Source organism: Nocardiopsis sp. JB363, assembly GCF_900143625.1.
Taxonomy (GTDB): domain Bacteria; phylum Actinomycetota; class Actinomycetes; order Streptosporangiales; family Streptosporangiaceae; genus Nocardiopsis.
The window spans coordinates 1-21493 of sequence record NZ_FRFF01000088.1 but is presented as its reverse complement, the minus strand read 5'-3'; the positions used below and the strand labels follow the sequence as shown (position 1 = coordinate 21493).

At 68.4% G+C, this 21493-nt stretch carries 21 protein-coding genes; 12 read left to right on the top strand and 9 right to left on the bottom strand.

Features of this window, described 5'->3' with window-relative positions:
- Positions 1-12 precede the first annotated feature (12 nt).
- The 3 genes from BQ8420_RS13105 to BQ8420_RS13095 all read left to right on the top strand — a co-directional run bounded on the left by BQ8420_RS13105 (position 13) and on the right by BQ8420_RS13095 (position 2042).
- Positions 13-447 (top strand): response regulator, encoded by a 435-nt coding sequence (locus BQ8420_RS13105; protein ID WP_087098929.1) that lies wholly within the window; start codon positions 13-15, stop codon positions 445-447.
- Positions 448-529: 82 nt separating this feature from the next.
- Positions 530-1057: a low molecular weight protein-tyrosine-phosphatase gene (locus BQ8420_RS13100; RefSeq protein WP_087098819.1), complete on the top strand. Its 528-nt coding sequence runs from the start codon at positions 530-532 to the stop codon at positions 1055-1057.
- A 4-nt stretch (positions 1058-1061) separates the two neighbouring features.
- Positions 1062-2042, top strand: coding sequence for a fructosamine kinase family protein (locus tag BQ8420_RS13095; protein ID WP_087098817.1), 981 nt, complete (start codon positions 1062-1064; stop codon positions 2040-2042).
- Positions 2043-2058: 16 nt separating this feature from the next.
- Here the strand turns inward: BQ8420_RS13095 and BQ8420_RS13090 are convergent, their stop codons facing one another.
- The 3 genes from BQ8420_RS13090 to BQ8420_RS13080 form a co-directional block, all read right to left on the bottom strand.
- Positions 2059-3021 (bottom strand): carbohydrate ABC transporter permease, encoded by a 963-nt coding sequence (locus BQ8420_RS13090; RefSeq protein ID WP_200815921.1) that lies wholly within the window; start codon positions 3019-3021, stop codon positions 2059-2061.
- Complete coding sequence (locus BQ8420_RS13085; protein ID WP_087098815.1) at positions 3018-3995, bottom strand: carbohydrate ABC transporter permease; 978 nt, start codon at positions 3993-3995, stop codon at positions 3018-3020. Before BQ8420_RS13085 ends, BQ8420_RS13090 begins: the two co-directional genes overlap by 4 nt.
- A gap of 84 nt (positions 3996-4079) precedes the next feature.
- Positions 4080-5423, bottom strand: coding sequence for an ABC transporter substrate-binding protein (locus tag BQ8420_RS13080; RefSeq protein WP_235006153.1), 1344 nt, complete (start codon positions 5421-5423; stop codon positions 4080-4082).
- 224 nt (positions 5424-5647) lie between these two features.
- Between BQ8420_RS13080 and BQ8420_RS13075 the strand changes: the two genes are divergently transcribed.
- Entirely contained in the window at positions 5648-6754 is a 1107-nt protein-coding gene (locus BQ8420_RS13075) for a Gfo/Idh/MocA family oxidoreductase (RefSeq protein WP_087098811.1), read from the top strand.
- Positions 6755-6800: 46 nt separating this feature from the next.
- Here the strand turns inward: BQ8420_RS13075 and BQ8420_RS13070 are convergent, their stop codons facing one another.
- A complete protein-coding gene (locus BQ8420_RS13070) occupies positions 6801-7415 on the bottom strand; it encodes a TetR/AcrR family transcriptional regulator (RefSeq protein WP_087098809.1) in 615 nt (204 codons plus the stop codon).
- 315 nt (positions 7416-7730) lie between these two features.
- Between BQ8420_RS13070 and BQ8420_RS13065 the strand changes: the two genes are divergently transcribed.
- From BQ8420_RS13065 to BQ8420_RS13035, 7 genes are all read left to right on the top strand, one after another.
- On the top strand, positions 7731-8540 hold the full coding sequence (locus BQ8420_RS13065) for an AfsA-related hotdog domain-containing protein (protein WP_160049305.1): 810 nt from the start codon (positions 7731-7733) through the stop codon (positions 8538-8540).
- Between the two features lie 8 nt (positions 8541-8548).
- Positions 8549-9325 (top strand): HAD family phosphatase, encoded by a 777-nt coding sequence (locus BQ8420_RS13060; protein WP_087098925.1) that lies wholly within the window; start codon positions 8549-8551, stop codon positions 9323-9325.
- Positions 9283-10515: an FAD-dependent monooxygenase gene (locus tag BQ8420_RS13055; protein WP_087098805.1), complete on the top strand. Its 1233-nt coding sequence runs from the start codon at positions 9283-9285 to the stop codon at positions 10513-10515. The genes BQ8420_RS13060 and BQ8420_RS13055 overlap by 43 nt, the downstream gene beginning before the upstream one ends.
- Positions 10512-11573 (top strand): ketoacyl-ACP synthase III family protein, encoded by a 1062-nt coding sequence (locus BQ8420_RS13050; protein ID WP_087098803.1) that lies wholly within the window; start codon positions 10512-10514, stop codon positions 11571-11573. The genes BQ8420_RS13055 and BQ8420_RS13050 overlap by 4 nt, the downstream gene beginning before the upstream one ends.
- The gene (locus BQ8420_RS13045; RefSeq protein ID WP_087098801.1) at positions 11570-12829 is read left to right on the top strand and encodes a multidrug effflux MFS transporter; all 1260 of its coding nucleotides are present in this window, start codon (positions 11570-11572) and stop codon (positions 12827-12829) included. The genes BQ8420_RS13050 and BQ8420_RS13045 overlap by 4 nt, the downstream gene beginning before the upstream one ends.
- A gap of 54 nt (positions 12830-12883) precedes the next feature.
- A complete protein-coding gene (locus tag BQ8420_RS13040; protein ID WP_200815920.1) occupies positions 12884-13888 on the top strand; it encodes an aldo/keto reductase in 1005 nt (334 codons plus the stop codon).
- A gap of 154 nt (positions 13889-14042) precedes the next feature.
- Positions 14043-15404, top strand: coding sequence for a four-carbon acid sugar kinase family protein (locus BQ8420_RS13035; protein ID WP_087098797.1), 1362 nt, complete (start codon positions 14043-14045; stop codon positions 15402-15404).
- Between the two features lie 145 nt (positions 15405-15549).
- Here the strand turns inward: BQ8420_RS13035 and BQ8420_RS13030 are convergent, their stop codons facing one another.
- The 5 genes from BQ8420_RS13030 to BQ8420_RS13010 form a co-directional block, all read right to left on the bottom strand.
- Positions 15550-16437: an alpha/beta fold hydrolase gene (locus tag BQ8420_RS13030; protein WP_087098795.1), complete on the bottom strand. Its 888-nt coding sequence runs from the start codon at positions 16435-16437 to the stop codon at positions 15550-15552.
- Between the two features lie 59 nt (positions 16438-16496).
- On the bottom strand, positions 16497-16826 hold the full coding sequence (locus tag BQ8420_RS13025; protein ID WP_087098793.1) for a DUF4873 domain-containing protein: 330 nt from the start codon (positions 16824-16826) through the stop codon (positions 16497-16499).
- Between the two features lie 15 nt (positions 16827-16841).
- Positions 16842-18365 carry an NAD(P)/FAD-dependent oxidoreductase gene (locus tag BQ8420_RS13020; RefSeq protein WP_087098791.1) on the bottom strand — a complete coding sequence of 508 codons (1524 nt, stop codon included), beginning with the start codon at positions 18363-18365 and terminating at the stop codon, positions 16842-16844.
- Between the two features lie 223 nt (positions 18366-18588).
- Positions 18589-19503 (bottom strand): diiron oxygenase, encoded by a 915-nt coding sequence (locus BQ8420_RS13015; RefSeq protein WP_087098789.1) that lies wholly within the window; start codon positions 19501-19503, stop codon positions 18589-18591.
- Positions 19504-19514: 11 nt separating this feature from the next.
- The gene (locus BQ8420_RS13010; protein WP_087098787.1) at positions 19515-20369 is read right to left on the bottom strand and encodes an SDR family oxidoreductase; all 855 of its coding nucleotides are present in this window, start codon (positions 20367-20369) and stop codon (positions 19515-19517) included.
- A 231-nt stretch (positions 20370-20600) separates the two neighbouring features.
- Between BQ8420_RS13010 and BQ8420_RS13005 the strand changes: the two genes are divergently transcribed.
- A complete protein-coding gene (locus BQ8420_RS13005) occupies positions 20601-21380 on the top strand; it encodes a MerR family transcriptional regulator (protein WP_087098785.1) in 780 nt (259 codons plus the stop codon).
- The last annotated feature ends 113 nt before the right edge of the window (positions 21381-21493 follow it).

The following is a 21493-nucleotide window of genomic DNA, read 5'->3' as shown; positions in this document are numbered from 1 at the left end:
TTGAGCGAGGTCATGTTGGTGCATCCCATCGAGGTGCTGTTGGTCGAGGACGATCCCGGTGACGTCCTGATGACCAAGGAGGCATTCGAGGAACACAAGCTGGGCAACCGCCTGCACGTGGTCTCGGACGGCGTGGAGGCGCTCCGCTTCCTGCGTCGTGAGGGCGAGTTCGCCGACGTCCCGCGCCCCCACCTGATCCTTCTCGACCTCAACCTGCCCCGAAAGGACGGCCGGGAGGTCTTGGAGGAGGTCAAGAGCGACGACGATCTGGCCCACATCCCCGTGGTCGTGCTCACCACTTCCGAGGCCGAGGAGGACGTGCTGCGCAGCTACCGCCTGCACGCCAACGCCTACGTGCCCAAACCGGTGGACTTCGAACAGTTCATACGTGTGGTGCGGCAGATCGACGACTTCTTCGTCTCCGTGGTGCGCCTGCCCAAGAGCTGACACGGCGAGGAATCGGCGGCGGGGCGCACACGCACCGTGCCAGAACGGGTGGTCGCGGCGGATCTTCGTTACGGTAAGAGGCATGAGTCTGCCGGAACCGCGTGACCCCGCTGGCCCCTACCGTGTCAGTGTGGTGTGTCTGGGAAACATCTGCCGCTCGCCCATGGCGGAGAAGGTGCTCACCGCGGACCTCGAACGTGCCGGAATGAGCGACCTCGTACGGGTCGACAGCTCCGGCACGGGCGATTGGCACGTTGGCGGCGGGATGGATCCGCGCGCCTCGTCCACCCTGCGCGTGCACGGCTACCTGACCGACCACACCGCCCGACAGTTCGACTCGTCCGACCTTGCCGATCGGGACCTGATCCTGACCATGGACCTGGACAACTTCGACGACCTGCGCCGGGTCGTGGACGAACGGGGAGAGGAGCTCGGGTTCGACATGTCCCGGCTCCGACTGTTCCGTTCCTTCGCGCCGGGCGGCGGTCCCAACCCCGAGGTGCCCGACCCCTACTACGGGGGCGACGACGGCTTCTCCGCGGTCCTGAACATGGTGGAGGCCGCCGCCAAGGGCCTGACCAACGAACTCGTCACCCGGTTGCGGGGCTGAGACGGTGGAGGGCGAGCCGATCGCGCACCTACGCGGCCCCGGGGGAAACGGCCCCGGAGCCGGAGAACACGGGCCGGATGGACCGCGGGGTCCCCAGAGACCCCGCCGGCGTGACCCGTTGACCGGCACGCTCGCCGACCGGATCTCCGCGCTGCTGGGTCGGGAGGTACGGCGCGCGGCCCGGGCGGGCACCAGCCACGACTGGACCCTGTCCTACGCCGAGCTGGACGACGGCACCCGTCTGTTCGTCAAGTCCCTGACCCGAGGGTCGCCCGCCATGGGCGTGCTGACCGCCGAGGCGCGGGGCCTGGAGTGGCTGGGGCGCTGCTTCGGCTCCCCGGTGATCACCCCGCAGGGTTGGGACGACCACCTGCTGGTGCTGCCGTGGGTGGCCGAGGACGAACCCTCACAGGGCGCCGCCGAACGGCTCGGCCGTCAGCTGGCGGGCACCCATCTGACCGGAGCGGACGCGTTCGGGGCGGCCTGGCCCGGCTTCATCGGACCGTTGCCGCTGGACAACACCCAGAGTGACGACTGGCCCACCTTCTACGCCGAACAGCGCCTGCGCCCCTACCTGCGTCGCGCCCTGGACCAGGGTTCGCTCACCCCGGGCGACGCCCGTGAGGTGGAGCGGGTCGTGGACGCGGTGGCACGGTTGGCGGGTGAGGCCGAACCGCCCGCGCGCGTCCACGGCGACCTGTGGAACGGCAACGTGCTGTGGCGTGAACGGGACGCGGTGCTCATCGACCCCGCCGCGCACGGTGGTCACCGTGAGGCCGACATGGCCATGCTGGCCCTGTTCGGACTGCCGCACCTGGACCGGGTGCGGGACGCCTACAACGAGGTGGCACCGCTGTCCGCCGGATGGCGCGGCAGGGTGGCGCTGCACCAGCTGCATCCGCTGCTCGTGCACCTGTGCCTGTTCGGCGCCGCCTACCGCACCACCACGCTGGAGGCCGCCCGCTCCGCTCTGCGCGCGGGCTGAGCCTCTTCCTCACTCCTCACCCCTTGACGCTGCCGGCGAGTAGCCCCCGTACGAAGTACCGCTGTAGCAGGAAGAACACCAGCAGTGGGATCACCATGGACACGAACGCGCCCGCGGTGAGCCGGTGCCAGGCCTCTCCTCGGGTACCGGCCAGTTCGGCGAGCCGCACCGTCAGGGGGGCTGTGGAGGAGTCGCCTCCGGTGAAGATCAACGCCACCAGCAGGTCGTTCCACACCCACAGGAACTGGAAGATGCCCAGGGAGACCAGGGCGGGCGCGATCAGCGGCAGCACGATTCGGGTGAAGATCCTGCCGTGTCCGGCGCCGTCCACGCGCGCCGCCTCGAACAGCGACTTCGGTAGCTGTGAGATGAAGTTGTGCAGGAGGAAGATGCCCAGCGGTAGCCCGAAGATGGTGTGCGCCACCCACACGTTCGTGAAGGCCATGGCCCCGCCCAGTTCCCAGGCCGGCAGCACCTGGAGACCGGCGACGGTCACCCCCTGGGAGAAGAAACGCAGCAGCGGCACCAGGGACATCTGCAAAGGGACGATCTGGAGCGCGAAGATACCGAGGAACAACCAGTCCCGGCCGCGGAAGTCGATCCAGGCCAGAGCGTACGCGGCCAGGGCCGCCACGCCCAGCACGAAGATCGTGGCCGGCAGGGTGATCGCGATCGAGTTCACGAAGTAGGACGCCAGGCGCCCGTCACTGGCGCTGCCGAACAGTACGTCCCGGTAGTTGTCCAGGGTGATCTTCGGGTCGGCGAAGAACGTCCACCAGCCGGTGGTGCGGATGTCCTCGGCCGGGCGGAACGACGAGACGAACAGTCCGGCGGTCGGCAGTGTCCACAGCACCGCGATGACGAGGGCGGCGAGGCTCGCCGCCCCGCGGCTCAACCGGCGGCGTACTCGGGCGGCGGCGCCGGCCCGCACGTCCGGGATCGTGTGGGCGGTGTCCCCGGTCGGGGTCGGGCGGCTCACAGAAGCTCCCTCGTCTTGCGCGAACGCCGGATCTGCACTATGACCAGCGGAATGACCAGGACGAACAGGAATACGGCCAGGGCCGAACCCTGGCCGACCTGCCCCTGTTGGAAGGCCCGGCTGTACATCTCGTTGGCGATCACGCTGGTGCCGTAGTTGCCGGCGGTCATGGTGCGGACGATGTCGAAGACCTTCAGGGTCTGCACCGTGATGGTGATGAGGACGACCAACAGCGTCGGCCACACCGACGGCAGGGTGATCCGGGTGAACAGCTGCCAAGGGCCGGCACCGTCGATCCGGGCGGCCTCCACGATCTCGGCGGGGATCGCCTTGATCGCCGCGGACATCACCACCATCGCGAACCCGGCCTGCACCCAGATGAGCACCATGATGAGCAGGAAGGTGTTGACGGGTTGGTCGAGCAGCCACAGCTGTGGTTCGCCGCCGAGCCGGACCACGATCTGATTGAACAGGCCGTACTGTTCCTGGTCGGCGGGGCGATAGGCGAAGACGAAGCGCCAGATGATGCCGGCGCCCACGAACGAGATCGCCATCGGCATGAACACCAGGGACTTGGCGACCGTCTCGAACCGGGACCGGTCGATGAGCACCGCGTACAGCAGCCCGATCGCCGTGGCCATGATCGGGGCGAACAGCACCCACAGCAGGGTGTTGCGCAGTACCAGGAGGATCTCCGGGCGCTGGAACATCCACACGTAGTTGGCCAGACCGATGAACTCGGTGCCGGTGCGATCGTGGAAGGACAGCCAGGTGGTGCGCAGGACCGGGTAGACCAGCCCGCCGACCAGCAGGATCAGCGCGGGGGCGAGGAAGAGGAAGGCCTGCCAACGGTCCCGTCGGGTGCGGGGGACGTCGACGAGGACCAGCATCAGGCCGATGACCGCGAGGAACGCGGCGATCCCGATGAGCATCCACACGAGCTTGGGCAGCTCGGACAGGAGCGAGAACTCCATGGGTGGTTCCTTGAGATGGGGGACCGGGGCGAAGGGGTACGCGGCGAGGGCGACCGCTCCGCCCCGGTGGGCCGAGGGCCCGGGTTACCAGGCGGACTCGACGGTTTCCAGGACGTCCTCGGTGTCGGATCCGGTCACCCAGTCGATCATCGCGGTCCAGAAGACGTCGGTGCCGATGGAGGACGGCATGGTGTCACTGGCGTCGAAGTGGAAGACGGTGTCGGGGTCGCTCAGGACCTCGGCGGTGAACTGGTCGGTCGGGTCGGGCAGCTGCGACTGGTCCAGGTCCTGGTGGGCGGAGACCCACGAACCGAGAGAGGCGCGCTTGTCGGCGAACTCGACGGAGGACAGGTACTCGTGCATGGCGGTGACCTCGGGGCGGTCGTCGTAGGCCACGGTGAACTCACCACCGCCCATGATCGGCACCTCGCCGTCGGCCTCCATGGCCGGCAGCACGAACCCGTAGACGTCGCCGTCCTCGCCGATGTTCACGTCCTCCTCGAACTGGGCGGCGTAGAAGGAGCCCATGAGGTACATGGCGCAGCCACCGTCGAGCAGGGGCAGGCCGGCCTCCTGGAAGGAGGTGACGGCGATGCTGTCGACGCCGCCGAACGGGCCGTTGACGAAGTCCTCATTGCGCAGGACGCCCTCGGCCAGGTCGAAGGCCTCGACGACCTCGGGGGAGTCGAAGGCGACGTCGTTGGAGATCCAGTCGTGGTAGACGTCGGTGCCCGAGGTGCGCAGCAGCGTGTTCTCGATCCAGTCGGTGCCGGGCCAGCCGGTGCCGTCACCGGACTCGAAGCCCGCGCACCAGGGTTTGGTGCCCTCGGCGGCGATGTCCTTGCTGAGTTCGATCATGTCGTCCCAGGTCTCGGGGACCTCGTGGCCGTTCTCGTCGAAGTACGCGGGGGAGTACCAGACCATGGACTTCATGTTGGCGCCGAGCGGAGAACCGTAGAGCTCGTCCTCGACGGTGGCGTAGCCCTGCCAGTCCTCGCTCCAACCGGCCTCGACGTTCTCGCGGACGCCGTCGGCGACCGGAACCGCGTGACCGTCCTCCACCGAGCGCTCCAGGAGGCCGGGCTGGGGGATGAAGGCCAGGTCGGGGGCGTTGCCGCCGTCCAGGCGGATGGGCAGTTGGGCCTCGAACTCGCCACTGCCCTCGTACTGGACGGTGATCCCGGCGCAGGCGGCGAAGTCGGCCCAGGACTCCTCCAGTCGTTCGCCCTCCTCGTCACGGATGGAGGCGTAGACGGAGACGGTGCCACCGGTGTCCTCCCACTGCTCGTAGGGGGAGCAGTCGATGTCGGAGGTGTCGGCGGTGCCGCCGCCACCACCGCTGAGGTAGTCACAGCCGGAAACCAGCAGGACGAGGGCTCCGGTGGCGGCGGCCACGGGGAGCAGGGGGCGGTAGCCGCTTCTGGGCAAGGGGGTCTCCTTCGGCACGTACACGCGCGGTGCGGCGCTTGTGATCCGGGTCATGCGTGTACCGATGTAAGTAGGATTTCGACCCGATGTCCAGAGTTCGCGCAAAATCTTGCGTAACAATCCGAAAGCTTGCGTTGGTTTTTTGTGTACAAGAGGTTCATCGTTCTGACCTACGTGTGGAGGGCGGGTCGGAGACGGACCGGCGGGAAAAGTACATTGGTGGCATGGTCGACGCACCCACCAGCCCTGGTCAGGGCATCCCCGAGCATGACGGACCCGAACTGCACGTCGCCCTCATCGGCTACGGCAAGGGCGGGGAGGTCTTTCACGCGCCCCTCATCGACGCCGTCCCCGGACTGCGGCTGTCCGCCGTGGTCACCGGATCGCCCGCCCGGCAGGCCGCCGCGCGCGAACGCTACCCGGGTGTGACCGCGTATTCCTCCGTCGAAGACCTGTGGGCCGACGCCGGACGCTACGAGATCGCCGTCGTGAGCACCCCCAACGAGACCCACGCCCCCCTGGCCCGCGCGGCCATGGCGGCCGGGCTCGCGGTGGTCGTGGACAAACCGTTCGCGCTCACCTCCCAGGAGGCACGCGACCTCACCGACCTGGCCACCGACCTCGACCAGGTGCTCACCGTCTACCAGAACCGCCGCTGGGACGCCGACTTCCTCACCCTGTGGGGGATCATCGAGGAGGGTGCCCTGGGCAGGATCCACCGGTTCGAGTCCCGTTTCGAACGCTGGCGTCCCGAGGCCAAGGGGACGTGGCGCGAGAGCGGAGGCGTGGAACACGGTGCCGGGCTGCTGTACGACCTGGGACCGCACCTGATCGACCAGGCCGTCAACCTGTTCGGCCCCGTCGCCTCGGTCTACGCCGAGGTGGACGCCCTCCGCGAGGGGGTGAACGCCGACGACGACGTGTTCCTCGCACTGGAGCACACCCGCGGTACCCGCTCCCACCTGTGGATGAGCGCACTGAGCGCGCGGAACGGCCCCCGTTTCCGGGTGCTGGGCGACCGGGGCGGCTACGTCTCCCACGGCATGGACGGCCAGGAGGCCCGTCTCGTCGCGGGGGAGAGCCCCACGGCCCCCGACTGGGGCGTTCTTCCCGAGGGCGAGTGGGGCACGCTCGGCGTCGACGGGGAGTCGCGGCCGGTTCCCAGTGAGCGAGGCGCCTACCACGAGTTCTACGCCGGGGTGCGCGACGCTGTCGGCGAGGGCGAACCGCTTCCGGTGGCCCCGCACGAGGTGATCCACGGGCTGGAGGTCATCGAGGCGGCCCGCCACAGCGCACGGACCCGCACCGTGGTGCCCCTGCCCGCTCCCTGATCCGGAGCGCGTGCCGGGCCGCCCCGGTGGGCCGGCGCCGCCGTGTTCACGGAGTCCGTTCTTCGGGGGGTGTTCCCCCGGCGCCCTGTCCGGACTCGACCGCGGAGTGGACGAAAGAGGCCAGGAAGTCGGTCAGCTCTTCTCGTGTCTCCGGAGCCTGCGGGTCACGGCCCAGAATCATCCGGGACAGTTGCTGAACGATGTTCGGCCAGGCGGCCACGCCGATGAGGGTGAGCAGTAGCAGCCGCGTGTGTTGGGAGGGCTCCTCCCCCATGGCCTCGGCGAGGACGTCGGCCTTGTGGGTGTACAGGGTCGCGCGCTCCTCCTCGCCGGGTAGGACGCGGTCTCCATAGTGCAGGGACTCCCACAACAGCAGCCGAAGCAGGTCGGGGTTGTCGCGGTGGAACTCGTGGACACGCCGGACGTACTCGGAAGGCTCGGTGCCTTGGAGCTGCACTGCTGTGGAGAGCTCCCCCAGCGCGTTGTTGACGACGTGTTGGAAGAGTCGTTCCTTGCTGCCGAAGTAGGCGTAGAGACGCTGTTTGTTGACGCCGGCGCGCTGGGCGATCCGATCCACCCGTGCGCCGGCGATCCCGTGGTCCGCGAACTCCCTCCGTGCCGCGTCCAGGAGAAGTGTGCGCGTGACCTCGGTTCGTCCCATGCCCCCAGGGTATCCGGGCACCAACCAGTTGGTTTCCGGGGGCGGCGAGGCCCTCGAAAGCCGGTGGCGCAGGTCACCTGGCCGGGTTCGGACGGTGAACCACGCCTTTTCGCGTTGACAACCAACTAGTTGGTTTTGCATGCTGACACAGCACTCCCCGGAAGCCACCGAACGAGGTCGGTCTTCGCCCTCGCGGGAGGGAGGCGAAAAGTCCCTGAAACGCACAGATGCTCGCCCATGGCCCGGCGATCCGATCACCCGTGGGCCGATGAACCCACGTTCGACACACGGATCAGACAGTGGAAAGGCGTGAACATGTTCGAGCAGCCCAATACCGCCCTCTGTATCGTCGGCGACCGCTTCGCGGGATTCGCCGCACACGAACGAGTCCGCACCCTGCGTGCCTTCACCAAGGCGGTGCGCGACGGAGAGTACGACGAACTCGCCCACCCACTCGTCATCATGGCGGGCCAGGGAATCGGTGAGTACGAGTGGGAGTACGTGCACGCCGTGCTTCGGGCGCGAGGTGTGTGGGAACGAGTCCTCTTCCAGGATCGGGTCCCCGACCTTGTCGGCCGTGGTGAGGCGCACAAGTGCCGGAGCGAGAACGTCCTGGTCGCCGACCTCGTCCGGATCGACGAGGACGAGTACCGAGCCTCGCTACGCCTGCACGCCGACAACGAGCTCCTCTTGGACCACCAGACCGGCCAGCACGTCCAAGGCATGGTGGCCGTCGAGGCCGTACGCCAGATGTTCCTGGCCGTCACCGAGCGCCACCACGCCTCCAGAAACCCTCGCCGTTACTACTACTTCGTCATCGACTCGCTGGCCACCATCTTCGAGAACTTCCTGTTCCCCCTGGACGCGAGCATCCACTACCGCGTCAACCGAGCCGACTGCGACGATCCCGCGCGCCTCGGATTCAGCGTCACCGTCGACATCGAACAGGGTGGCCGTCGTTCTTCACGCTCCGAGGTCGAGTTCACGGCATTCGCCTCGGAGACGCTCCACGAGATCGAACACCGCCGTGCTGGACGTGCCCTCGACCATTATCTCGTCGGTTCCGGTAGAGGTGGCCGGGACGTTCACCCGGAACCGGCCGGGCTGCTCAAGGCCAAGGGGTGATGGCCACGATGAGTACACCGCTCGCTTGCCGACACGGAGCCTCAGATCACGCCGCGTTCTTCGACGTCGACGAGACGCTTCTTTCGGGTAAGAGCATGTTCGACTTCCTCGCCCACCATCTACGTGCACGTGGTGAGCCGAGCTCCGCCTACGATCGCCTCACCGCCGAGCTACGCGACCTTGCCACCGACGGATCCTCACGCGCACAGATCAACCGTGCCTACTACCGGCTCTATCGGGGTGAGTCCTACGAAGCCCTGGCGAGCGAGGGCATGCGCTGGTTCGAGGCCAACCGCGGCCGTCCGGGGTTCTTCCTGCCGGTCTCCGTGCGAGCACTGCACCGCCACCGTGCGCAGGGGGCGCGCACGATCCTGCTGTCGGGTTCCTTCTTCGCTTGCCTGGACGCCATAGCCGCCGGGTTGGGAGTGGACGAGGCACACGGGACCAGACCCATGGTCCATCAGGGGCGGCTCACCGGAGAGGTCGAGCGGCCGATGATCGGAACGGCCAAGGGCGCGGCGGCACGGGAGCTCGCCGTGGCCCGAGGACTGTGCCTGCGGTGCAGCCACGCCTACGGTGACCACCCGAGCGACCTCCCCTTGTTGGAGTCGGTCGGACACCCCCACGTGGTCGGTTCCGACCCGGAGTTGCTGACCCACGCGGCCGAGCGTGGCTGGCCGGTCCTGGATCCCCGCGCGCCGGCCCCCGTCGACCTCCACCACGGTGAGGACTGTCGGTGCGGATGCGTGCTGGCGGACTGGTCGATGCGGAGGGCTGTGCGGTGAGGCCGTACACACCATCCTTCGTGCACTGCGAGGTCCTGGTTGTGGGTGCGGGGCCCACCGGACTCGCGTTGGGATGCGAACTCAGACGACGTGGTACCGACTGCGTGATCGTGGACCGTGATCTGGAGGTCGATCCTCGTCCCCGTGCCGTCATGGTGCACGCCGCCGGCCTGGAATGGCTGGAAGGGCTGGGGGTGCGTGGCCGGATCGAGGACATGGCGCTGCGCATGCGAAGAATCGTCTTCCACCTCTTGGACCGCGCCGACTACACCGTCGACTTCACCGACCTGCCCACGCTCCACCCCTACTATCTCAACGTTCCTCAACCCGAGGTCGAACGTGTACTGGAACGGCTCTACCTCTCCTTGGGCGGTCGCCTGTTGCGCGGCGTCGAGTACACGGGGCACCGGGAAGACGGCGGGAACCTCCTGGCCGAGATGGGCCGGGCCGACGACGCGACCACGAGGACACGGGTCCGCGCGCGCTACCTGGTGGGCGCCGATGGCGCGGGCAGCGCGGTCCGCGCACATCTGGGTGTGGGCTTTCCCGGAACCACCTATCCGATGAGTTACCTGCTCGCGGAGGGGCTCCCGGCGGAAGAGCTCACCACACCCCGCGATGAGTCGGCCATGTTCGTCGGCCCCGAGGGGGCGGTCTCCGTGCTCCCCCTTCCCGGGGGCCGGACGCGAATCGCCGGACCGGTGACGTCTCGCTTCCTGGAGCGGGAGGAGGCCTTGTCCGCCGATGTCTTCCGCGAGGCCGTCGAGGGGCTCGGGTTCGGTTCCCGGTTGCGCATGGCCACCATCGACCGGCTCACCCATTATCAGGTGCATGAGCGCCTCGCGGACCGGTTCCGTGTCGGTCGCGCCCTGCTGGCGGGTGACGCCGCGCACGTGAACTCGCCGGCGGGTGGCCAGGCCATGAACACCGGATTCGCCGACGCCGTGGAGTTGGCCGGACGCCTGGAGACGGTTCTGTCCGGAGCCCCCGCCGAACTTCTGGACGGCTACGAGGCGGTCAGACGTCCCACCGCGCAACGGATAGCCCGGAGCACCGGTGTCGGGGATCTGCTCCAGACCATGCGTGAGGCCACCACCGAATCCGAACGGGCCTTCGTGCGCGCGCGCCTGGACGGCTTGGCCCATGAGTGGAGTCAGCTCCCGGTGCGAAGAACGGAGGCGGTCCGGTGAGCGACGCCCTGAACATCATCGGGACCGGCTCCTATCTGCCCGAGCGACGTGTCGACGTACGGCGGGCGGTGGACGATCTCCCCGGACGGGAACGGGAGCGTGTCCTCGCCTACCGATACGAGACCGTGTGCGTGGAACCGGAACTGTATCCCGGGGACATGGGGCTGGTCGCCGCACGCCGTGCCCTGGACCAGGCCCGTATCGACCCCGGGGACGTGCGGATGGTGGTGTTCACCTCCATCCACCGACATGGCCACCGGAGGATGTGGTCCCCGGCGTCCTGGCTCCAGGAACGGCTCGGCTGCGTCAACGCCGTCCCCTTCAACGTCCACCAGGGCTGCAACGCCCAGCTCTTGTTGCTGGACGTGGCCGCCGACGTCCTCAAAGGCAGGTCCGACGGAAACGAGGCGGTGCTCGTCGTCGCCGCCGACCGATTCTCCGGCTCGGCTTTCGACCGCTTCACCAGCGACTACGGAATCGTCTACGGGGACGGGGCGGCCGCCGCCGTCATCAGCGCCTCGAAACGTCGCGGCTGGCGGGTCCGTGCCGTGCACTCCGTGTCGGAGCCCTCGCTGGAGGGCCTGCACCGTGACGACCGACCCGTCGCCGAGACCCCCGAGGGTCTGGTCGCCGAACACGACATGCGGGCGAGCAAGCGCGCTTTTCTCACCAGGCACGGTGGTGAGGCCCTGGGCGAGCTCACCCGGGCCGCGGTCGCGTCCATACGCACGGCTCTACTCCCCGAGGGAGAGAAGGACGGGGTTCGGGCGGTCGTGTATCCCAACCTCGGCCGGCCGCTGCTGGAGAGCTCCTACTTCCCCGAGCTCCCCGGCGGAGCGGACCGTTCCCTGTGGTCGTTCGGGGCCACCGTCGGTCATCTGGGGACCGCCGACCAGATCGCCGGACTCGACACCTGGACACGCGAGGCCGGTCCGGCACCGGGTGAGCGGGTGCTGCTCATCGGAGCCGGAGCCGGTTTCACCTGGACCGGAATGCTCCTGGAACGGGAGCACACATCCACAGGATCACCATCCCAACGAAAGAAGGAACGTCGATGACCACCACCGGACCCTCTTCCGGTTCCGGGGCCGCGTCGGGCCCCGGCCTTTCGCCCACCGGCCGTCGCCGGACCAGGGCCAACAGCGACACGTTCCTCATCTGGCTGATCGTGTTGTTGGCACCGATCGGCCAGATGGCCATCGACATCTACGTCCCGTCGTTGCCCGCCCTGGTGGGCGCCTTCGAGACCACCCAGAACGCGGTCCAGCTCAGCGTGACCCTCTACCTGATCGCGTTCTCCATCGGCCAGTTGTTCTACGGGCCGCTCTCGGACGCTCTCGGTCGCAGGCGCTCCCTGCTCATCGGGATCACCCTGTACCTGCTCGGCGGCGTGCTCAGTCTGTTCGCCGCCTCGATCTGGGTCTTCGTCGCCGCTCGCGTCATCCAGGGCCTTGGTATCACCGCGGCGTCCGTGGTGATGAAGACGATCGCGGCGGACCGCTTCAGCGGCCCCCGCCTCGGTACCGTCATGACCTACATGGTGGTCTCCTGGGGTTTGGGACCGATCATCGCCCCGGTCATCGGAGCCTGGTTCCACACCCGTCTGAGCTGGGAGTACAGCCTGTACTTCCTGGTCGCCTATGGAGCGATGCTGCTCTTCATGGTCGGGGTCGTCTACCGGGAGACCCATGAGTCCCCCCGGCCGCTGAACATCAAGAACCTGGTCTCGGGCACCGCCACCATCCTCGGCGACGGAGTGTTCACCCGCATCTACCTGTCCATGGGGCTGTGCTACGGCGTTCTGTTGACCTTCAACCTCATCGGCCCCTTCCTGGTGCAGGACGTCATGGGGTACTCACCCGCGATGTACGGAGCGATCGCCCTGGGTATGGGCGCCGCCTACTTCGTCGGCGTGTTCAGTAATCGCCTCCTGCCGGCCTCGGTCACCAACCGGGGCAAGTTCCAGATCGCCTCCATCGGATCGGTCGTGGCCGCCGCGGCCATGGTCGCCGGAGCCTCGCTCACCGACCCCAACCTGTGGGTCCTGACGGTGCCCTCCGCGGTGATCATCCTCTTCGCCGGCGTCCTCTACCCCAACCTCATGGGAGCGGGAGTCTCCCGCTTTCCAGAGATGACCGGCCTGGCCAGCTCCTGGCTCGGTTTCTGCCTCATGCTCTTCGCCGGTCTCATCATGCTCGGTTCCTCCCTGCTGGAGGTCGACAGTCTGCTTCCGATGGCCGTGCTGTTCCTGGTCTGCATGGTCGCCTGCCGTCTGCTGGTCATGCGTACTCTGCCGCGAGAAAGCGCGGCGTAAGACCCCTCACCGGGGTATCCGTTCACGACGAACATCAACGAAATCGGAGCCATCGTGCGCACTACCGTTCTCGGAGACAACGGTCCCACCGTCCCCGCCCAAGGACTCGGCTGCATGGGGATGAGCGAGTTCTACGGACCCGGAGACGAGGCCCGGTCCATCCGTACCTTGCACCACGCCCTTGACACCGGCGTCACCTTCCTCGACACCGCCGACATGTACGGGCGCGGGGCCAACGAGGAACTTGTCGCAAGGGCGTTGAAGGGGCGTCGAGACGACGCCGTCCTGGCCACCAAGTTCGGCATTCTGAGGACCGACGACCCCGACGCCCGACCGGTTCGGGGCGACGCCGCCTACGTCCGTCAAGCGGCCGAGGCCAGCCTGCGTCGCCTGGGTACCGACGTCATCGATCTGTACTACATGCACCGGGTCGACATGGAGGTCCCCATCGAGGAGACCGTCGGCGCGATGGCCGAACTGGTCGCCCACGGCAAGGTCCGTCACCTCGGGTTGTCCGAGGTGACCGCCGGCGAACTGCGTCGCGCCCACGCCGTTCATCCGATCGCCGCCGTGCAGTCCGAGTGGTCGCTGTGGAGCCGTGACGTGGAGGAGGCCGTCGTCCCCGAGTGCGTTCGACTCGGGGTGGGTTTCGTCCCTTACTCCCCGCTGGGGCGCGGTTTCCTCACCGGCACGATCACCACCACCGACGATCTGGCCGACGACGACTTCCGCCGTCATCAGCCGCGGTTCGCCGATGAGCGGATCAAGAACAACAACCGCATCCTGGAGCCGCTCACCCGTATCGCCGGGGTTCACGACGCCACCCCGGGGCAGGTCGCGCTGGCCTGGGTACAGCGACGCGCCGACGTGTGGGGCCTGCCCGTGGTACCCATCCCCGGTACGAGGAGGACACACCGGTTGGACGAGAACGCCGCCGCGGTAGACCTGCGTCTGACCGAATCCGATCTCCACGAACTCGACGGTCTGACCGATCTGGTGGAGGGTGATCGCTACGCCGACCTGACCTTGACCTCGGCGGGTCCGCGCTCCCAGGCCTGAACCCGTCGGTGTGCTCCGATCCCTTCCGTGCCCCGATCGCCGCGACGATCGGGGCACGGTCGCGTACCGACCTCGGAGAAGACGCCCCGACCCGCCCTTGGCTCTATGTTGGAAGGAGGAAGGTCCAGGCTTCACGCACCCGAAGGAGACACCCGTGGCCCAGGTACTCGTGGTCGCCGACGACCTCACCGGTGCCAACGCCACCGGCGCGCGGTTCGCCCGCACCGGCATGCGGGTGGCCACGGTGACCCCCGAACACGTCAGCAGGGTCGCCGGCGACTACGACGTGGTCGTGGCCAACCTGGACAGCCGCCACGTCCCGGCCGAACAGGCGGCCGATCTGGTCACCGACGTCATCGAGGCGGTGTGGCCGGTCGGGCTCGTGGTCAAGCGCACCGACACCACCCTGCGCGGCAACATCGGCGCCGAGGTCGAGGCCGCCTACGACGCCGTCCGTGAACGCGTGCCCTCCGCCACCCGGGTGCGGGTACTGTTCACCCCCGCCTTCCCCGGCTCCGGCCGCATCACCGAGGACGGGGTACAGCTCCTCAACGGCGTCCCGTTGGAACGCACCGACCTGGCCCTGGACCCGCTCTTCCCGATGAGCACCAGCGTGGTCGCCGACATCCTGGGTGCCCAGACCGACCTGGCCGTCCGGCACGTGCCGATCCGGCGGATCACCCAGGAGATGCTCACCGCCGAGCTCCTCGCCGGCGACGAACCGGTCGTGGTGTGCGACGCCTCCACCGAACAGCACCTGACCGACATCGCCGAGGCCGCCGCCGCCGCGCATCACTCCGACGGCACGGTGTGGGTGGCCGTCGACCCCGGGCCCACGGGGGCGCTGCTCGCCTACGCCCTGCGTCTGCGCGGTCAGGCCGGCTCGCGCGGACCCCTGCTGGCGGTGGCCGGCAGCACCACCGAGCTCACCCGACGCCAGTTGGCCACCGTGGCCCGTACGGGCGCGGTGCGCTTCGTCGACGTCGACGCCGTCCGGCTCGGGGACCCCGACGACGACCACGTCGACGTGGTCGCCCAGGAGCTCACCGAACACCTGTCGTCCTCGGGCTTTCCCGAACTGTGCGTGCTGCGGCTGGTCACCACCCCCGAAGACGTCCGAGACCTGCCACCACAGGCACGGGCCGAGCTCCCCGGTCGCCTCGCCGGTCTGGTCGCCGACGTCGTCAACGAGCTCGCCGACACCGTGGGCGCCCACGCTCTGCCCAGCGGTCTGTACCTGACCGGAGGCGACCTGATCGCCAGTGTCCTGGACGAGCTGGACGTGCACGCCTTCGACGTCGGCGGCGAGGTGGTGCCGTTGGCGATCCACGGTCACCTCGGCGGGGGCCCACTCGACGGAACCCCGGTCGTGGCCAAGGGTGGCATGGTCGGCGACGACATCACCCTGGTCGAGTGCCTGGCCAAACTCCGCCGGGCCGTCCAGGCCCGTCTGCACCAGGTCCACTCCGAGGTGTCCGAACACGTGATCCCCACCCTGACGCGCGACTCGGCCTGAGCGGGCGAACCCCCTTTGAAGGCTCCGGTGAACGAAAGGCGCCTTCGGCAAGCCCGTCGCCGGAGACGACCACGGGATCGAGGAGCTGGACACCATCATGGTCGAGGCCGGCCTGTCCGCCTGAGGGGGCGGACAGGCCGAAGCCTCAGCGGGTCGAGGGGAGCTCGACGGCGAGTTTGTCGACGATTTCGGCGAGGGCGTCCGGGACCTCCAAGGGGCCCATGTGGCCCAGACCGGGGATCTCCCGCACCTCCTCGCAGTTCTCCAGGAGTCCACCGACGTGATGGGCGTGCCAGAGCGGGGTGAGCTTGTCCTCGGAACCGCCGACGACCACGGTCGGGACGGTGATCCGGCGGGCGGAGTCGTCCAGGGCCAGGGTGGTCATGACCCGACCCCATTCGCCCCGAGGCACACTGCCGCAGCCGTGGACCAGGCGGGCGCACAGCCGCCTGGTCGCCTTGTCGGTGCCCTTGGCCATGACCAGGTAGCGGAAGATGTGCTCGCTGAGCGGGCTGGAGGGGCCCAAGGGGAGCGGCGCGGTCAGGAAGATCTTCGAGCCGAGGGTACCGAGCGGGCCCGGCAGCGGGATCGCCGTCGACCTGGACGCCAGGTCGGTACTGCCGGTATTGGTGAGCAGCACCGCGCCCACCTTCTCCTGGAAGGTCGCACGCGGGCCGGCGGCCATGATCGTCATGCCGCCCATGCTGTGCCCGGCGACCACGACCTTCTCCCCCTCGGGGACGGTGGCCTCAAGGACGGCGCACAGGTCGTCGGCGAGCTTCTCGGTGCCGTAACCGGCCCGGGTGATGGGGGTCTGGCTGCGGCCGTGACCGCGCTGGTCGTACAGGACCACGCGCAGATCCGGGTCCAGCCGCCGGACCACGCGCCCCCAGGAGGCGAGGGAGGTCGCCCAGCAGTGCGAGAAGACCACGGTCGGGCCTTCGTCCGGGCCGCGGACCTCCACGTGCAGCAGGGTTCCGTCGGCGGAACGGACCTGGAGTTCCCGTGCGTGGCCCACGTGTCGTGTCGCCATCGGATCACCTCTCGGGGGTTGGTGCGGAAAAGGGGGGAGTGGGGAAGTTCTGGTTCCCCTCAGTCGTCCTCCAGGACGATCTCGGGGATGGCGTAGGGCGGAGCTCCCGATCCGTTGACGACGTGGCCGCCCCACAGGTTGGGACCGGACAGGGCGCCCACGCCTCGGTGGCCGTCGGGCGTGCGCACCACGACGGTCCGCACCCCGTCCTCGTAGGCCTTGGTGACCTCCGGGTGCGCGGACAGCCGCCCGGTCCACCGGTAGTCACCGGTCAGGGGGGAGAAGTGGCCGGCGACGTGCGCCCTGACCTCGGCCCCTTCGGTGGCCTCCTCGGAGAACAGGACCGTCACCGTGCCCTGGTACTCCTCTTCGTCGTCGAACCCGCTCATGGTGTTCCTCCTCGGTCAGACCGCGACGGTCTTCTTCCGGGCGGATCGACGTGCCGAACGGATCCGCCGCAGCTCGTAGTTGTGCGGGTCGAACCAGCGGGTGCGCAGCGCGAAGTTCCAGGTGAAGGTGGGCCACAGGGTGGTGTTGCGGCCCTCCTCGTTGAGGTACCAGCTGTCGCAGCCACCGGTCACCCACACGGTTCCCCGCATCGACTCGTGCACCATGTCGTTGTAGGCGCGCTGGGCCCGCGCTCGCGGTTCGAGCCGGTCGATCCGGTTGCGGCAGGCGAACTTGAGCGCCTGCATCGTGTACCGGATCTGGGCTTCGATCATGAATACCTGGGAGGTGTGGCCCAGGCCGGTGTTGGGTCCGGCCAGCACGAACAGGTTCGGGAACCCGTTGACCGTGGTGCCTCGGAAGGCTTGGGCGTCGGTGCCCCAGTGCTCGGAGAGCGAACGCCCCTCGGGGTCGAACATCCGACGCGCGATGGGCGGGTCGGCGACGTGGAAGCCGGTGCCGAGGATGATGGTGTCGACCTCGTGCTCGATCTCCCGGCCGGAGCCGTCTCGGGTGACCACGGAGTTCGGGCGGATCTCGACGATGCCGTCGGTGACCACGTCGACGTTGGGTCGTGCCAGCGCGGGGTAGTAGTCGTTGGACATCAGGACGCGTTTGCAACCGGCGCGGAAGCTCGGGGTGAGCTTGCGTCGCAGCTCGGGGTCCTTGACGCTCCGGTCGATGTTGGCGCGGCCCAGCCGCTCCACGACCTTCAGCAGCCCGGGGTTCTTCGCGAAACCGAGGACGTAGCTCTCGCGCCCCCAGTAGATGCTCTTGCGGGCGATCTGTTGGGCGCCGGGGACGTTCCGGTACAGCCACCTCTCCGGCCCGGTGATGTCGCGGTCGTGGCGGAACATCACCCAGGGGGCGGTGCGCTGGAAGAGCGTGAGCCGGGCGACCTTCGGCTGGATCCGCGGTACGAACTGGATGGCGGAGGCCCCGGTGCCGATCACCGCCACCTTGCGTCCGGTCAGGTCGTGGTCGTGGTCCCACTCGGCGGAGTGGAACAGCCGACCCTCGAAGGTGTCGATGCCCTTGATGTCGGGGCGGGAGGGGTCGGCGAGTGGACCGGCCCCGCTGACCACGAACTGGGCGGTGAGGGTTCCACGGGTGGTCTCCAACCGCCACCGGTTCCGGTCGGGTTCCCAGTGGGTGGCCTTGACGTCGCTGTCGTGGCGCACGTGCTCGTCGACGTCGTGCTCGGAGGCCACGCGCTTGATGTAGTCCCAGATCTCGGGCTGGGGGGAGAAGGTGCGGCTCCAGTTCGGATTGAGCGCGAAGGAGAAGGAGTACAGGTGGGAGGGGACGTCGCAGGCGGCGCCCGGATAGGAGTTGTCCCGCCAGGTGCCGCCGATGCCGTCGGATCGTTCGAGGACGACGAAGTCCTTGAGCCCCGCCTGCCGGAGGCGGACCGCCATGCCGATGCCGGCGAAACCGGAGCCGATGACGGCCACCCGGTAGTGCGGTGCTTCTTCGGTCATGTCGCTCTTCCCTTCGTGGTCCGATCGGGCCACATCACTTTACCGACCGGTAGGTATGCCACTCCCTGGGGAGGGGCACCGGAGCCCGAGGACGTGGCGCGTTCGTCCTCGGGCCCCGGCGTGGGGACCGTCGTCGGAAGACGTGGCGCGTTTCGCCTTCCGACGACGGCGTTCTCGGGGACACGGTGGCCCCGGACGGCGCCGGGGGCCGTGTCGGTGGGGGTCAGCGGCCGAGCAGTCCGGCCTTCTTCCAGAAGTACCGGCCCAGTCCGGAGATGGCGCCCGCCGTCTCCAGGGTGTCGACCACCTTGCGGGAGGCCCAGGTCTTGGTGTCGGTCCAGCGCGGGTTGGCCTTGGCGACCCGGTAGGCCTCCTTGGGGTCGAGCCCGACCTGCTCGTAGACCTTGGGGTTGATCAGACGGGTCGCGGAGTAGTAGGTGACCAGGCCCAGCACGACACGGCTGTAGGCCTTGTTGAGGGCGCCGCGCCGCGGCCAGTCGCGCTTGAACTCCTCGCGGGCGTAGCGCATGTGCCTGGCCTCCTCGGTCACGTGGATCCGCGCGACCGCGCGCACCAGCGGGAGGATCTCCTCGTCCGGGATGGCCTCTCTTTGGATCTGGTCCAGGACCTCTTCGACGAACAGGGCGCCGGCGAAGATCAGCGGACCGTGCGCGATCGTCTTGAAGAGCCGTCCGAGCTGGTGGGCGACCGGATCGAGCTTGTGCGCCTCCCACCCGAGCTTCTCGATCATCTTCGCGAACATGACCGTGTGCCGGCACTCGTCGGCGATCTCGGTGTAGGCGTATTGGACGTGCAGGGTGGTGGGATCGTTGTCGTAGGTGTGCCGGACCAGCATCTGCATGAGGATGGTCTCGAACCAGATGCCGATGGTGGCGATGCTGGCGATCTCCAGCCGCGACAGTTCCTTGCGCTGGGCATCGGTCAGGCGCTCCCACAGGTGGGTTCCGTAGAGGGAGATGCGCTCGGGTCGGATCGCCCACATGTCGGGGTCGACGGGGGCGCCCCAGTCGATCTCCACGAGCGGGTCGTAGGAGGCCTTGGCGGAGCCGCGCAGGAGACGCTTGGCGATGTCCTCGCGGTCGGTGGTCTTGGGCTTGCCCGCGACTTCGGCGGTCATCGACTCCTCCTTCAGGAGAGGGCGGTGGGTGCGTACTGGGTGCCGTGGCGCGTGTGGAGTCCCCGCGCGATCTCCGCTTCGGCGAAGGTGCCGTCGGTGAGGAGCAGGCCGAGCTGGAGCGACACGATCTGTTCGGTGGTGCCCGGGAAGTGCCGGGTCAGGTGCAGGGCCGCGGTGCCCAGGGCGGTGGAGGCGATCTCGCGCGGGGGGTGCTTGGCCCCGGCGGCCCGGACCACCGCCATGACGGTGTCGCGTTCGGTCTCGGCGGGGACGACGCCGTCGAGCGAGGCCCCGGTGGCGCGGGAGCTCTCGTGGATGGGCGTGTCGACGAAACCCGGGTAGGCGGTGGTGACGCCGACGTGGGTGCCGTATTCGGCGCGCAGGCAGTCCGAGAAGGCGGAGAGCGCGCGCTTGGAGACGGTGTAGGCGCCGGCGAGGGGCAGTGGGAGGTGGGCCAACAGGGACGAGGTGACGATCACGCGGCCCCGGGTCCGAACGAGGTGGGGCATGGCGGCGGCGGTGACCCGCCACGCACCGAGGAGGTTCACCTCCAGTGCCTGGTGGACGTGGGCGTCGGGCGGGTGACCGATGTCCACGGAGGGTCCGACACCGGCGTAGTGGATGAGCAGGTCCAGATCGCCGCCGAGCCGTTCGACCGCCTCGGCGACGCCTTCGCGCACCTGTCGGTCGTCGGTGATGTCGCAGGCGATGACACCGGGGGCGGGTTTGCGGTCGATGCCGACGACGTTGACGCCGAGGTGGCGCAGGACCGCGACGGTCGCGCTGCCGAACGCGCCGGAAGCGCCGGTGACGATGGCGTTCTGGCCGGGGAGCCGGCGCAGGTGACGCGGCAGGGGGGCCGTCATGTGATCTCCTCCACAGTCATTGCCGGAACGTTACAACGAGCATTGTCACAATTCAATGGGGTGACGCCGGATATTTACTCGCGAGTAGGTCGCGGGTGTCCATGGCGTACTCTGTGATCCGTTCCACACTGCCGTGCTGGAGGAGCGTCGACCTTCGTCGGCGACCCGCATGGGCGTGAAGGGGCGTGATTACCGAGGAGTACGGCTCCGCCGTGTCTCTAGGGTGGTGCCATGGCCGAATACCGTATTGACGAACTCGCCCGGCTCGCCGAAACGACGGTGCGTAACGTCCGGGTGTACCAAGACAGAGGGCTGCTGGCGCCACCACGCCGTCAGGGTCGGGTCGGCATCTACTCGGAGGCGCACTTGGCGCGCCTGCGGCTGATCGGCCAACTACTCCGCCGCGGCTACACGTTCGCCAACATCGGCGAGATGTTCCAGGTGTGGGAGCGCGGGGGAGACCTGTCGGAGATCCTCGGCTTCGAGTCGGCCATCGGTGATGCCTGGAGCGACGAGATCCCCGACTACGTCAGCCTCGGAGAGCTCCGGGAGGCCTTCGGTAAGGAGGTGACCCCCAGGACCGTACGGCGGGCCCTCGCACTGCGTGTCATCGAACGCGACGGCCTGCGCTTCCGGGTCCCCAGCCCCCGCCTGTTCCACGCCGGGGTCGAACTGGTCAAGCTCGGTATGACGGTCGACTCCGTCCTCGACATCGCCGAGAACCTCAGGAACAGGATCGGTGACGTCTCCGAGCACATGGTCCGGACGGTGGCGGACCACATCATCAGGGAGTACACGCCGGGAAGCGTCATCCAGGTCGACGAGGTGGACCAGATCGCCGAACTGGTCCGTAGAGTTCGCCCCTTGGCCCAACAGGCCGTGGACGCGGTGCTCGCCCAGGAGATGGCGCACCACCTCAGCGACGTCATGGGCGACCACTTCGCCGACGCCCTGGAGAAGCTCCAGGAGCAGGAAGCCGAAGGATGGAAGGGTTCCACGGAACTCTCCTGAACCCCCCCCGGAACCGACCACGGCCCCTCAGCCCACGGGACGCCCCTTCAGCCCCGTGGACACGCTGGCTCTTATACACCTCTGACGCTGCCGACGAATAGAGAGGTGTAGAT